We start from the raw sequence: 13,296 nt of genomic DNA on the forward strand, positions 1-13,296 counted from the left end.
CGGTGACCATGCGCAGTCGTCAGCAGCGTGTTATTTCCGGCTTTGATGGCACTAAAACCGGAATCCAGCTTCCGATCGCCGCGTTGTCCAGTTCGCTTCAAAACGCTATAGACTTGGCGCATGACGGGCGGCCACCATAATGACCATTCCCATCGTGCTTGTCATGGTCATGGCGGGCATACTCATGGTGACCATGGTCAGATCGCAAATTTCGGTCGTGCCTTCGCGATCGGAATCGGTCTGAATGCGGCCTTCGTCCTGATTGAGGCCGGCTACGGCTTCGTTGCAAACTCCACCGCGCTGCTCGCCGATGCGGGACACAATCTATCCGACGTGCTTGGATTGCTGGTGGCGTGGATCGCAGCCGTACTATCGCAGCGCCCGCCGACGCCGCGTCTGACCTATGGCCTTCGCAAAACATCGATCCTGGCGGCGCTCGCGAATGCGATCCTTTTGCTGATCGCATGCGGAGCGATCCTGCTCGAGGCGATCCAGCGCCTGATCCATCCCGAGCCGATTGAGAGCCTGACCGTGATCGTTGTCGCCGCCACCGGAATCATCATCAACGGCATCACCGCGTGGCTGTTCGCATCGGGCCGCAACACCGATCTCAATATTCGGGGCGCCTATCTGCATATGATGGCGGATGCCGCCGTTTCGTTCGGCGTGGTTCTGGCTGCCACCGCGATCATGGCGACGGGATGGCTTTGGCTCGATCCGGCGATGAGTCTCGTCATCGTCGCGGTCATCGTCGCGGGCACATGGAGCCTTCTGCGCGAAAGTACCGCGATGACACTGGCCGCCGTACCTTCGGGCATCGATCCGGCCGCGGTGCGCGCCTTCCTCACCGGACATTCCGGCGTTGCCTCGATTCACGACCTTCATATCTGGGCGATGAGTACCACCGAAACAGCGCTGACCGCTCACCTTGTCATGCCGGCTGGAAACCCAGGCGATGCCTTCTTGATCGAGACCTGCCATGAGTTGCAGCATCGATTTGGAATCGGCCATGCCACGCTGCAAATCGAAACATCCGTCGACGTCGAATGCGCGCTCGCGCCCGACCATGTCGTATGATTATGACATCTATAATCATATGACCGCGGCATGACATCGCGGAACCGTGCGCGGGGCCTTGATTTCATCGGCGTTTTATCGTTTTCAGGGATGCTCAGCGGCCGCTTTTGCGGGCGCGCAATTTCCCGACAATCTGGAGATATATGATGTCGTCCAATGCTTCGTCCGTGCATGCACGCATCACCGGGCCGATCGTCATGATCGGATTCGGTTCGATCGGAAAAGGCACTCTGCCGCTGATCGAGAAGCATTTCGAGTTCGACAAGTCGCGATTCGTCATCGTCGATCCGCATGCGGACGATACGCTGGCAAAAAAACACGGCGTCAGATTCATCAGGCAGGCCATTACCCGCGACAACTATCATGATGTTCTGGTTCCCCTGCTGACGGAAGGCGGCGGTCAGGGCTTCTGCGTCAATCTGTCGGTCGATACCGGCTCAGTCGATCTCATGACCATGTGTCGCGAGATCGGATCACTCTACATCGACACCGTGGTCGAGCCGTGGCTCGGATTCTATTTCGACAAGAGCGCTGGCCCCGAAAAGCGCTCCAACTACGCGCTGCGCGAAACGTTGCTCGCCGCCAAGCGCAAGAGCGAAGGCGGCACCACCGCGGTTTCCACCTGCGGCGCCAACCCCGGCATGGTGTCGTGGTTCGTCAAACAGGCGCTGCTCGACATCGCGCGCGATACGAACACAGCGTTCAACGAACCGAAGAGCCGCGAAGGCTGGGGCCAGCTCGCGCACAAGCTCGGCGTCAAGGGCATTCACATCGCCGAGCGCGACACCCAGCGTTCGAAGACGCCGAGGCCGATGAATGTGTTCGTCAATACCTGGTCGGTGGAGGGATTCGTCTCCGAAGGAATGCAACCCGCCGAACTTGGCTGGGGCACACATGAAAAGTGGATGCCCGAAAACGGCCGCAAGCACGACACTGGATGTCAGGCCGCGATCTATCTGCTGCAACCCGGCGCCAACACGCGCGTACGTTCATGGTGCCCAACGCCGGAAGCACAGTATGGTTTTCTGGTCACGCACAACGAGGCGATCTCGATCGCCGACTACTTCACGGTGCGCGACGGCCAGAAGGTGATCTATCGCCCGACCTGCCACTATGCCTATCACCCGGCGAACGACGCGGTGCTGTCGTTGCACGAGATGTTCGGTGCGGAAGGCAAGATGCAGCCGAAGTGGCACATCCTCGATGAAACGGAGATCGTTGACGGCATAGACGAGCTTGGCGTGCTGGTGTACGGCCACAGCAAGAACGCCTATTGGTTCGGCTCGCAACTCTCGATCGAAGAAACCCGCCGCGTTGCGCCTTATCAGAACGCCACCGGCATGCAGGTCTCATCCGCGGTGCTGGCCGGCATGGTTTGGGCGCTGGAAAATCCGGAAGCCGGCATCGTCGAGGCCGACGAGATGGACTTCCGCCGCTGCCTCGAAATCCAGCGTCCCTATCTCGGTCCTGTAAAGGGCTATTACACCGACTGGACACCGCTGACCGATCGCCCCGGACTCTTTCCGGAGGACATCGATACAGCGGATCCATGGCAGTTCAGAAACGTTCTGGTTCGGTAATCCGTGCGAGATACGGGAGAACAAACAGCCCATGCGCAGGCAGGAGAGGTTTCGTCCGGCCTGCGGCTCTTAATGTCCGTTAATCGGTGGAGCGACCTTCTCTGCCGGCGCGGGAGGCAGCGCCGGTTGAGGGTTTGCATGCCCCGCCTCATCAGAATCGGGCCGTGCAGGTTCAGGCGCGGGCGTCGTCGGACGGGTACCGCCCGGCTTTGATTCGGCCGGACCATTCTCTTTACCGGCGGGCACAGGCTGGGTTTGCGGTGGCGACGTCTGCGCGATCACTCTCTCTCCCTGCGCGAACGACAGGGAGATACCGGACACCATCAAACCGATAGCGGCGATGAGCACGGTCGTCAGACCAGCTTTCGCATCGTTGTCTTTTTTCGTATCGCCGTTGCGTTTGCTCGCCATCATGAGGCTCCCCACCGCTATGGTCAGAGACCAACAACTCGTCGCGCGCAAAGTTCCCTTTCGAAACCAACCTTAGAGCCGGCCTCAACAAATCTATCGCGTAAAGCGTTTTCGAGCGAAGTGGATTACCGGTTCGCGCCAAGACAACGCGTCACAGTAGAATAGCCCCGCTTCTGATCCTATCAGAAGCGGGAAGGTTCTTAGAGATCGACCAGCCCCGCGTCGCCGTTCTGCAGGGCAAAGGCCAGCATCGAGCCCTTCGCATTCCATGCCAGCGCCGTGACAGCTGCATCACCGTCGTGGCGGACGACAACCTTGGCGCCGTTTGTGATCCGCACCATCAAGATGATGCCGTTCTCGTATCCGGCGGCGAGAAAGTCTTGGGTCGGATGGCAAGCGACCGCAGTGACGCGGGTCTGCAACGGAGCCAGCATAACCGGCTCCTTGTCCATCGGTCCGTCTTTGCTGGCAAAGGGCCAAACCACCACCCGGTCCGCGCCAGATGTCGCCAGAAATTTTCCAGCCATGGCCCATGACATGGATTTGACGCGGCTGGGATAGCCAGTCATTTGCATATGCTGCGCATCGGCCAGCCGCCAACCATGCAGCGCCGGCTCGTGCATGGTGGTGACGATAAACCTGCCGTCGGGACTGAAGGTGACGCCGAGATGCGAGCCGGCCCATTCCAGCCGCTCTGGCGCAGCCGTCATGTTCGGAAACCACAGTGACACGCCGTTGTAGTGCGCAAGCGCGAGTCGTAAGCCCTTCGGCGCGAACGCAAGTCCTCCAACACTCGAAGGTGCTTCGATCGACTTTTCCTCACCCTTAAGGCCGCGCAAGAAAGCGGTCTTGCCAGCGGACCATGCAAGCGCGCCATCGTGGTGGACCGCGACGTTGTCGATCCAGCGGCGCTTTGCGTCGGTCACGAGAACCGAACTCTCGCCATTCATGTCGAGTGCGACAACCTTGCCGTCGTCGCCACCCGTGACGATCCGTTTACCATCCGAAACCGACGACAGGATCGCGCCGCCATGAACGGTCACCGCGACCTTCTCGCCGTCGCCGGAGACGAGCGTGATTGTTTCCTCGTCGCCGACGAACGCGGCGCGATCACCGATGAAGTAGAGGGCTGCCACCGGTGAACCGATGGTGACGGGACGCACGCGCTCGCCAATTGAGGCCATCGCGTGCTGCTGCTGAGCGGTGTCTTTCATCACGCGGCGATGCAGTTCTGAAAGCCTTCACGGATCAAGGCTTCCGGCAATTCGCGGCCAATGAAGACGAGACGACTCTCCCGCTTCTCGTCAGGCTTCCATGCACGCTGGCGGCTGCCCTCCAGCATCATGTGGACGCCCTGGAAGACGTAGCGATCGTCGTCACCGCTAAACGCCATAATACCTTTCGACCGCAGAATCTTTTGTCCCTCCGCCGCCAGGAGCTCCTGCAGCCAAGGCATGAACTTGTCCTGCTCGAGCGGCTTGTCCGAACGCAGAGACAGCGACTGCATCTCCTCGTCGTGATAATGCTTCGAACCGTGGCCATGATCGTGATCGTGATGATCGTGACCATGATGGTCGTGGTCGTGATGGTCATGATCGTGGTGGTGATGATGGTCGTGACCGTCATTCTCGAGGAAATCCGGCTCGAGCTCGAGGATCCGGTCGAGATCGAACGCACCGCGTTCCAGAACATCCGACAACGCCACCTGGCAGCGCTCGGTACGATGCAGCTTGGCGTAGGGATTGATGCCGCGAATCCGCGCTTCCACCTCGGCCAGCTCCGGTGCCGACACCAGATCGGTCTTGTTCAAAACGATGACGTCGGCGAAGGCGATCTGGTTTTTTGCCTCGGGCGCATCCTTCAGCCGCTCGCTCAGCCACTTGGCGTCGGCCACCGTCACCACGGCATCAAGGCGCGCATTGTTCTGCACGTCTTCGTCAACGAAGAAAGTCTGCGCTACCGGCGCAGGATCGGCAAGACCCGTAGTCTCGACGATGATGGCGTCAAACTTGCCCTTGCGTTTCATCAGGCCTTCGAGAATACGCACCAGGTCGCCGCGCACCGTGCAGCAGACGCAGCCATTGTTCATTTCGAACACTTCCTCGTCGGCGCCGATAATCAGATCGTTGTCGATGCCGATTTCGCCGAATTCGTTGACGATCACGGCGTATTTCTTGCCGTGATTTTCAGACAGGATACGGTTCAAAAGCGTGGTTTTGCCGGCGCCGAGATAGCCTGTCAGCACGGTTACGGGAATTTTTGTCGAGGCGGAGGCGTTTATGTCAGACATCAATGAACTCGGGGCTGTTCCGCTCACCTTGCGGAGGGAGGTGGGGTTGAATAGCACGCGCAGCACTCGGCGACCACACGAGCCGCTTCGCGATCCTTCCTGGGGAAGGCAAGCCCGCGACTATTCCGCCAGCGCGCTCATCAACGCCTTTATATTATGCCGGACCATGGCAATGTAAGTGGGGGCGTCGCCCTTTTCATCGCTCAAACTGTCAGAATAGAGCGTCCCTCCGACCCGTGCCCCGGCCTCAGTGGCGATTTGGCTGATCAGCCGCGGATCGCTGAGATTTTCCAGAAACACGGCCGGGATTTTAGCGGTCCTGATCTGCGTGACCGTGGCGGCGATATCGCGCGCGCTCGCCTCACTGTCGGTCGATACGCCCTGCGGAGCGATGAAAGCGATGCCATAGGCCGCCTCGAAATAGGTGAAGGCATTGTGGGCCGAGATCACTTTGCGACGCTCTGGCGGAATCCGGGCCACTGCCTCGCGAACCTCCTGATCCAGCGCATCCAATTTCGCGAGATAGTCGGCGGCGTTGTCCCGATAGACCGCTTCGCCCGCGGGGTCGGCCGCAATCAGTGCATCTCGAATATTAACGACGTATATTTTGGCATTGGCAACGGACTGCCATGCATGAGGATCTGCCGAACCCTCACCGTGCACCGTTTGACCGGCATCGGCCGCGCGAAGTGGGACACCTGTGGTCGCAAATACGATCGCCGCGTTGCCGCCAGAGGCCTGCACCAGCCGCGGCAGCCAGCCTTCGAGGCCGAGGCCGTTGACAATGACCAGTCTCGCGGCCGCGACCTTTTTGGCGTCTGCCGGCGTCGGGGTAAACACATGCACGTCGCCGCTCGTCCCGACCAGGGTTGTGACACCGGTCCGCGCGCCTCCAACAGCCCGCGCGAAATCGCCGAGAATCGAAAAACTCGCAACCACCGCAATCCGGTCATCGCTGTGGAGGTCATCGCTGCGGTCTTGGGCGCGGACGGGCGCGAGCGCTGCCAACACGATCGCGATCACCCATATTCCGAGACGAGACCGCGCCATGACGTCCACCATCACGCTTCGAGATGGGGCGCGGGAAAAAGCTGTCGCAGAATCCCGCCGACGCGTCCGAACAGCACAGACACGACATAAAACGCCGACGCCACCAGGATGATTGCCGGTCCCGAAGGCACCTTGCTGTGAAACGACAGCACCAGTCCGGCATAACCGGACAGCAGTGCGCTAACGACAGCGATCATCATCATGCCGGTGATGTCGCGCGACCAGAACCGGGCGATGCCCGCCGGCAAAATCATCAACCCGACTGCCAGCAGGGTGCCCATGGCATGGAAGCCGTTGACGAGGTTAACGACGACCAATCCGAGAAACGCCAGGTGCGCCGGCGCACCGGCGCGGCTCACCGTACGCAGAAACACGGGATCGACGCATTCGATCACCAGCGGGCGGTAGATCACCGCGAGCACCACAAGTGTCACGGTGGCATTAATCGCGATCACCATGAGCGTCTGGTTGTCCATCGCAAGGATATTGCCAAAGAGCACATGAAGCAGATCGATGTTGGTGCCTTTGACCGACACGATGGTGACACCCAACGCCAGCGACGCGAGATAGAAGGTTGCCAGCGACGAATCCTCTTTCAATTCGGTGACGCGCGATACCACCCCCGCCAGAATCGCCACTGCGAACCCAGCAATTAATCCGCCGACGGTCATCGCGAACAAATTGAGGCCCGACAGCAGGAAACCGATGGCCGCTCCCGGCAGGATCGCGTGCGCCATCGCATCGCCGACAAGACTCATCCCCCTCAACATCAGGAACACGCCGATTGGCGCCGCTCCTAGCGCAAGCGCGATCGCCGCCGCCAGCGCACGGCGCATGAATTCGAAATCAGCGAAGGGAGCGACCAGCGCGTCGTAGATCATGATGCCTCAAGCTGCGCGCGGCGGAACGTGCGCTGCGCAGGCAGCAGCGCCATCATCGAAAGCTTCACACATCTGCCGGGCCAGCGACAGGTTGTCGGCCGTCAACGCCTGCGCCGTCGGTCCCCATGCCACCGCGCCGCGCGCAAGCAGCAGGGTCTCCGGAAAATTCGCGTGCACCAGATCCATGTCGTGCAGCGCCGCGACCACCGTGCGCTTCTCCTCATGCCAACGCCGCACCAGAGCGAGCAAATCGGCCGAAGTCTTGGCGTCAATGGCATTGAAGGGCTCGTCCAAGACGATCACGCCGGCATCTTGCAACAGCACCCGAGCGAACAGCATGCGCTGCATCTGCCCACCCGACAGCGTGCCGATGGGGCGATTTTCAAATCCGTTCAGGCCGACAACCGCAAGAGCTTCAACGATCCGCCGACGTTCGCGCCTGCCGAGTCCGCCGAACGCGCCGGTGGTTCGCCACAACCCAGAACCGGTGAAATCGAACACCGAAATCGGAAAGCTGCGATCGATCTCAGCGCTTTGTGGCAAATAGGCAATGTCGCGGACGTCGAGGTCGCCGAAGGCGATCGATCCCGCCAGCGGCTTCAGGATGCCGACGATGCCGCGAAACAGCGTGGATTTACCCGCGCCGTTTGGACCGACCACCGCCAGCAGCGCGCCGGCCGCGATCTCACCGCTCAGATGATGCACGGCCGGATGCCGCTCATACCCCAGCGTGACGTCACGAAATTGCAGTTGCGCTACCATCTCACGGTTGTCAGCAGTACGGCCGCCCAAAGTCCGACGCTGACCGCAAGCGCCGTTCCCAGCCGAGCAACCAGCGCCATCCGCAGGATCGACCATGGCACTGCCTGGGCCGGATGCGGCGAGGATGGTCCATGGGCGTGCCCCTTTGGGTGTCCATGCTCGTGAGCTTGACCATGGACGTGAGTGTGAGGAGGAAGCACCTGATACGCTTTCCGGCCCCGGACGAGACCAGGGAGCCAAATTGAGAGGTCCATAACCGTTATATTATAACATCACGGTTGGCCAGCAGGCAAGCCGGCGGCTTCGCGAACGGGGCGTCCAGCAGTCGTCGCCCTATGTCAGGTGGACGGAGCAGCGCGAGGCCGGCAAACAGGCCGAGCGACCAATCCCGAGCACGTAGATGGCTGGCCAGCCGATCTCGCCGTGTTCGTACAACAGCGGTATCGAGCGATGATGCAAGAAGGTGACGCAGCAGACCCGCTGCGATCCCACCTGAAACATTGATGAGAAATGTAACGAACGGGCATACCAACAAAAAAAGGCGGCACTGCCATGCCGCCTTTCATGAGATTCTCCGCCTATAGATCAGACGGCCTTGGAGAACAGTTCGTCGACGTAATCCCAATTCACGAGATGATCGAGGAACGCCTTGAGATAATCCGGACGGCGATTGCGGTAGTCGATGTAATAAGAGTGCTCCCAAACGTCGCAGCCAAGAATGGGAGTCGCGTTGTGAATCAGCGGATTCTCGGCGTTCGGCGTCTTGGACACTCCGAGCTTGCCATTCTTGACTTGCAGCCAAGCCCATCCCGAACCGAACTGTCCGGCGCCAGCCGCGGCGAAGTCAGCCTTGAATTTGTCCAGACTGCCAAAATCCTCGACGATTTTCTTCTCTAGACGACCGGGCAGTTTATTGCCACCGCCATTGGGCTTCATCCAGTTCCAGAAATGCAGGTGGTTATAGTGCTGACCGGCGTTGTTGAAGACGCCCACGGCTGCACTCTTGCCGTATGAGCTTTTCACGATCTCCTCGAGCGATTTGCCCTCGAATTCGGTCCCCTTGATGGCGTTATTTCCGTTGGTCACATATGCCTGATGGTGCTTATCATGATGATATTCCAAGGTTTCTTTGGACATATGAGGCGCAAGCGCGTCATAGGAATACGGCAGGTTCGGAAGCGTAAAGGTCATGGGTTATTTGTCCGAATTGGTGGGAGATTGAAATTGAGACCAGAGAAAACCCCTGATCAGGAGTTTCCTTCGCCAGTACGACAATAGCCGTTACATACCATAACTTGAGAGTGGTCAACGCTGGGTATGCCGGTCTTGCAGGCCGCATATTCACGAGACGCGCAGCTCGCTGTCACTACGTCCTTTGCCTTCTCCAGGACCGGCCATAGCTCGCTGCACATATAACGTTGCATCACTCGTTTTTTTTGTTATGCACCCCAAGGGACTCTGGAGGTGGTTGTCATGCTCGTGCGATCCGGCTTTGCCATTGCGATTCTTGCCGCTATGTTATCTGTCGCCGGCGCACAGACACCGGCCGACCCCACCGGCATCTGGTTAACACAGGCGGGTGATGCCAAGGTTCGTGTCAGCAAATGCCGCAGCGGAATTTGCGGCGTCATTGTCTGGCTACGCAACCCGATCGATCCCGCGACCGGAAGACCTGCCGTCGACGACAAAAATCGCAACCCCGCGCTGTCCAAGCGACCGATGATCGGACTGCCGCTGTTCCATGGCATGTCGCAAACCGAATCTAACAAATGGTCAGGCACGATCTACAATGCCGATGACGGCAACTCCTATGCCAGCAACGTCTCTGTCGCGGGTCCCGGCGCGCTGCGCGTGGAAGGCTGCGTCGGCGCGTTGTGCAGCGGAGAGGTCTGGACGCGCTCTCACCGCTGAAGAACAAACGACCGACCTACCCTCGCCTTCAAAGCCTCGCAGCGCGCAGCCGCAGCGCGTTGCCGACGACGCTCACTGACGACAGCGCCATGGCAGCGGCGGCCACGATCGGGGACAACAGCAAGCCAAAAAGCGGATAGAGAACCCCGGCTGCGATCGGAATGCCTGCCGCATTGTAGATGAAGGCGAAGAACAGGTTCTGCCGAATATTGCGCATTGTCGTCTCAGAGAGACGGCGGGCGCGAGCGATACCCATGAGATCGCCCCCGAGCAGCGTCACGCCGGCGCTTTCCATTGCAATGTCCGTCCCGGTGCCCATGGCGATGCCGACATCGGCGGTAGCAAGCGCCGGCGCATCGTTGATGCCGTCGCCGGCCATCGCCACGACACGCCCCTCATCCCGAAGTCTTGCGACGACCGCGCTCTTCTGTTCGGGAAGAACATCCGCCTCGACATCGGCGATGCCAAGCTGCCTGGCGATCGCATGGGCGGTGGTGCGATTATCGCCGGTCAGCATGATGACCTTAATGCCGTCTTCTGCCAGCGCTTTCAGAGCCGCGCGCGCTGACGCTTTCACAGGATCGGCAATCGCGAGCAGACCCGCCAGCTTGCCCTCACATGCGATATTGATGACGGTGGCGCCGTCGGCGCGCAGATCTTCGGCCAATGCTGCCATGCCGTGAACGGCAACATTCCGGGATTCGAGAAACGCGGCTGAGCCGATCAGCACAGTTTTTCCCGCGATCTTTCCAGTCACGCCCTTTCCGGCCGGCGCGTCAAACTCCTGCACGTCGTTCAGCACCAGATTGCGGTGCTTCGCCGCAGCTACGATGGCGTCCGCCAGCGGATGCTCGCTGGATCGCTCGACGCTTGCAGCAAGACGCAGCAGATCGTCTTTCTCGACACCTTCCGCTACCTCGATGGCGACGACCTTGGGCTTGCCCTCGGTTAAGGTGCCGGTCTTGTCGACCACCAGCGTGTCGACCTTCTCCATGCGCTCGAGCGCTTCGGCGTTCTTGATCAGGACGCCGGCCTGCGCGCCGCGTCCCACGCCCACCATGATCGACATTGGCGTGGCGAGCCCGAGTGCACATGGACAGGCGATGATCAGCACGCTCACCGCAGCAACCAGACCGAACGCCAGACGCGGCTCGGGGCCAACGACGGCCCAGACCGCGAACGCGACCGCGGCCGCAGCGATGACGGCGGGCACGAACCAGCCGGCCACCCGATCGGCCAAACGCTGGATCGGAGCGCGGGACCGCTGCGCCTGCGCTACCATCTGTACGATCCGCGACAACAGCGTGTCGCGCCCGACCTTCTCGGTCCGCATGACGAAGCTGCCAGACCGGTTGATGGTGCCAGCGATCACCCGTGCGCCCGCTTCCCTGGCAACCGGCATGGATTCACCGGTCACCATAGATTCATCGAGCGACGAGCGACCCTCGACGATAACACCGTCCACCGGCACCTTTTCTCCGGGGCGAACCCGAAGCCGGTCACCGACGGCTACGTCGTCAAGCGCCACGTCGTGATCCGCGCCTAGCTCATCAATGCGGCGCGCGGTCTTCGGTGCAAGATCGAGCAGCGCCTTGATGGCTCCCGACGTTGCCTCGCGCGCGCGCAACTCAAGCACCTGCCCGAGTAGCACCAGAACCGTGATGACCGCCGCCGCCTCGAAATAGACCGCGACCGCGCCGTCATGCCCGCGAAAGGCCTGCGGGAATATCGCGGGCGCGAAGGTGGCGGCAAGGCTATAGACATAGGCGACGCCAGTGCCCATCGCGATCAGCGTGAACATGTTGAGATTGCGCGTCGTCAGCGATTGCCAGCCACGCAAGAAGAACGGCCAGCCGGCCCAGATCACCACCGGCGTCGCGAACGCGAGCTGAATCCAGTTCGATAATGTTTGCCCGATCCAGCCATGCGCTCCGGCAATATGCGCACCCATGTCCAACGCGATCACAGGCAACGCGAGGATCAACCCGATCCAGAACCGGCGCAACATATCCGCGAGTTCAGGATTAGGCGCGTCGTCCAGGGACACAAGTTCAGGCTCCAGCGCCATGCCGCAGATAGGACAGGCGCCGGGACCAACCTGGCGGACTTCCGGGTGCATTGGGCAGGTGTAGATGGTGCCTTCCGGCACATCCGCCGGCGGCGCCTTGGACTTGTCGAGATACGACTGCGGCGCCGCGGCGAATTTGGTTCGGCAGCCGGCAGAGCAGAAATGATAGGTCGAGCCATGATGGTCGAAGCGATGTTTGCTGGTCTGCGGATCGACCGTCATGCCACAGACCGGATCCAGAACTTTTACGTCGGCCGCATGGGCGGCCTGACCATGGTGTTGCTCGTGATGATGTGCGTGCGCATCATGGGCATGTGCCGTCGCAGCTTCCCCACCGCAGCAACTCGCCTCACTCGATGCGGCGGGGGATGATGCGGTCGGCTTCTCCGCACCGCAGCCGCAGTCATTTCCATCCTGGGACTTTGCTTGCCCTGCTGTGTTCATCCGGATCTCCGAAGTCCCCTTGCAGTCTATACCCCATAGGGGTATATATCCGTCATGCGCGACAATATCAAGATATCCTGCCGAAAGCGCCTCAGCCGGATCGAGGGCCAGGTACGCGGCCTATCCCGAATGGTGGACGAAGACCGCTATTGTATCGACATCGTGACGCAGATATCCGCCGTGCGCGCCGCGCTCCGGCGCGTCGAGGAGGAAGTGCTGAAGGATCATGTGGCGCATTGCGTTGAGCACGCGATCACAAGCGGCAACAAGGCCGATCAGCGGCGCAAGATCTCCGAGTTGATGGCCGTCATCGAGCGGACGAACCGATAGTTGAAGAGATGCTGCCGGCGTCCACCCGATGCGCGAGATCGGATGCGCCAGATCAGATCGATGCGGTATCTGAATCTTCTCGAAGTCGCCCTGCCCAATACGTTCTATGTTGCAGCGGCTGTGAGGAGTTGAAGCCAGCTTCGTCAAACTTCTCGGCGGAGCATTTCGGCGCGACCGCCGAAGCGAGGGCAATCGTGCAAACCTCACCGCCCTCCGCCAGGATGAACTGGAGGCAGCCGTTCTTGACGGGCTCTAGCATGAACTGATGGACCCGGCCCGCCACATCAAGCGGCCGCATGTCGAACGCAACGCTTCGATTGAAACTTTCGCACCGAAGTGGTCAAGATTCGACAGGAGATTGACGGTGATCTCCCGAATCCGAAAAGCGATCCGTCAAAAAATTTTCGCTACTGATTTCCCAGCAGAAAATCACGATCTTCTTTTGAACATCGTTTCGGACACTATCGACAACGATCGAGTGAATCATCGACA

The 13,296-nt window shown here is 60.3% G+C and carries 12 protein-coding genes; 4 read left to right on the forward strand and 8 right to left on the reverse strand.

The annotated features are described in order from the left end of the window. Window positions 1-120: 120 nt before the first annotated feature. Entirely contained in the window at window positions 121-1,077 is a 957-nt protein-coding gene (locus AC1RT6_RS17165) for a cation diffusion facilitator family transporter (protein ID WP_079447765.1), read from the forward strand. 143 nt (window positions 1,078-1,220) lie between these two features. After that, the gene (locus tag AC1RT6_RS17170; protein ID WP_173816025.1) at window positions 1,221-2,657 is read left to right on the forward strand and encodes a homospermidine synthase; all 1,437 of its coding nucleotides are present in this window, start codon (window positions 1,221-1,223) and stop codon (window positions 2,655-2,657) included. Window positions 2,658-2,726: 69 nt separating this feature from the next. Here the strand turns inward: AC1RT6_RS17170 and AC1RT6_RS17175 are convergent, their stop codons facing one another. The 7 genes from AC1RT6_RS17175 to AC1RT6_RS17205 all read right to left on the reverse strand — a co-directional run bounded on the left by AC1RT6_RS17175 (window position 2,727) and on the right by AC1RT6_RS17205 (window position 9,242). Then, window positions 2,727-3,068 (reverse strand): single stranded DNA-binding domain-containing protein, encoded by a 342-nt coding sequence (locus tag AC1RT6_RS17175; protein ID WP_079447834.1) that lies wholly within the window; start codon window positions 3,066-3,068, stop codon window positions 2,727-2,729. Window positions 3,069-3,268: 200 nt separating this feature from the next. Continuing rightward, entirely contained in the window at window positions 3,269-4,282 is a 1,014-nt protein-coding gene (locus AC1RT6_RS17180) for a WD40 repeat domain-containing protein (RefSeq protein WP_079447766.1), read from the reverse strand. Beyond that, window positions 4,282-5,358 (reverse strand): CobW family GTP-binding protein, encoded by a 1,077-nt coding sequence (locus AC1RT6_RS17185; protein WP_079447835.1) that lies wholly within the window; start codon window positions 5,356-5,358, stop codon window positions 4,282-4,284. Before AC1RT6_RS17185 ends, AC1RT6_RS17180 begins: the two co-directional genes overlap by 1 nt. A 120-nt stretch (window positions 5,359-5,478) precedes the next feature. Beyond that, window positions 5,479-6,408, reverse strand: a complete 930-nt coding sequence (locus AC1RT6_RS17190) for a metal ABC transporter solute-binding protein, Zn/Mn family (protein WP_244553528.1) — start codon at window positions 6,406-6,408, stop codon at window positions 5,479-5,481. Between the two features lie 11 nt (window positions 6,409-6,419). Next, window positions 6,420-7,289: a metal ABC transporter permease gene (locus AC1RT6_RS17195; RefSeq protein ID WP_079447768.1), complete on the reverse strand. Its 870-nt coding sequence runs from the start codon at window positions 7,287-7,289 to the stop codon at window positions 6,420-6,422. A gap of 6 nt (window positions 7,290-7,295) precedes the next feature. Then, window positions 7,296-8,051 (reverse strand): metal ABC transporter ATP-binding protein, encoded by a 756-nt coding sequence (locus tag AC1RT6_RS17200; protein WP_079447769.1) that lies wholly within the window; start codon window positions 8,049-8,051, stop codon window positions 7,296-7,298. Between the two features lie 585 nt (window positions 8,052-8,636). Then, window positions 8,637-9,242, reverse strand: coding sequence for a superoxide dismutase (locus tag AC1RT6_RS17205; protein ID WP_079447770.1), 606 nt, complete (start codon window positions 9,240-9,242; stop codon window positions 8,637-8,639). Between the two features lie 282 nt (window positions 9,243-9,524). Here AC1RT6_RS17205 and AC1RT6_RS17210 point away from each other — a divergent pair, with 282 nt between their 5' ends. Then, entirely contained in the window at window positions 9,525-9,962 is a 438-nt protein-coding gene (locus AC1RT6_RS17210; RefSeq protein ID WP_079447771.1) for a DUF2147 domain-containing protein, read from the forward strand. Between the two features lie 28 nt (window positions 9,963-9,990). Here AC1RT6_RS17210 and AC1RT6_RS17215 read toward each other — a convergent pair whose 3' ends face one another. Further along, window positions 9,991-12,474, reverse strand: a complete 2,484-nt coding sequence (locus AC1RT6_RS17215) for a heavy metal translocating P-type ATPase (RefSeq protein WP_079447772.1) — start codon at window positions 12,472-12,474, stop codon at window positions 9,991-9,993. Between the two features lie 54 nt (window positions 12,475-12,528). On the opposite strand from AC1RT6_RS17215, the gene AC1RT6_RS17220 reads away from it, so the two are divergent. Continuing rightward, on the forward strand, window positions 12,529-12,804 hold the full coding sequence (locus AC1RT6_RS17220; RefSeq protein WP_079447773.1) for a metal-sensitive transcriptional regulator: 276 nt from the start codon (window positions 12,529-12,531) through the stop codon (window positions 12,802-12,804). The last annotated feature ends 492 nt before the right edge of the window (window positions 12,805-13,296 follow it).

It is taken from the genome of Nitrobacter sp. MLSD-S21, assembly GCF_058809865.1.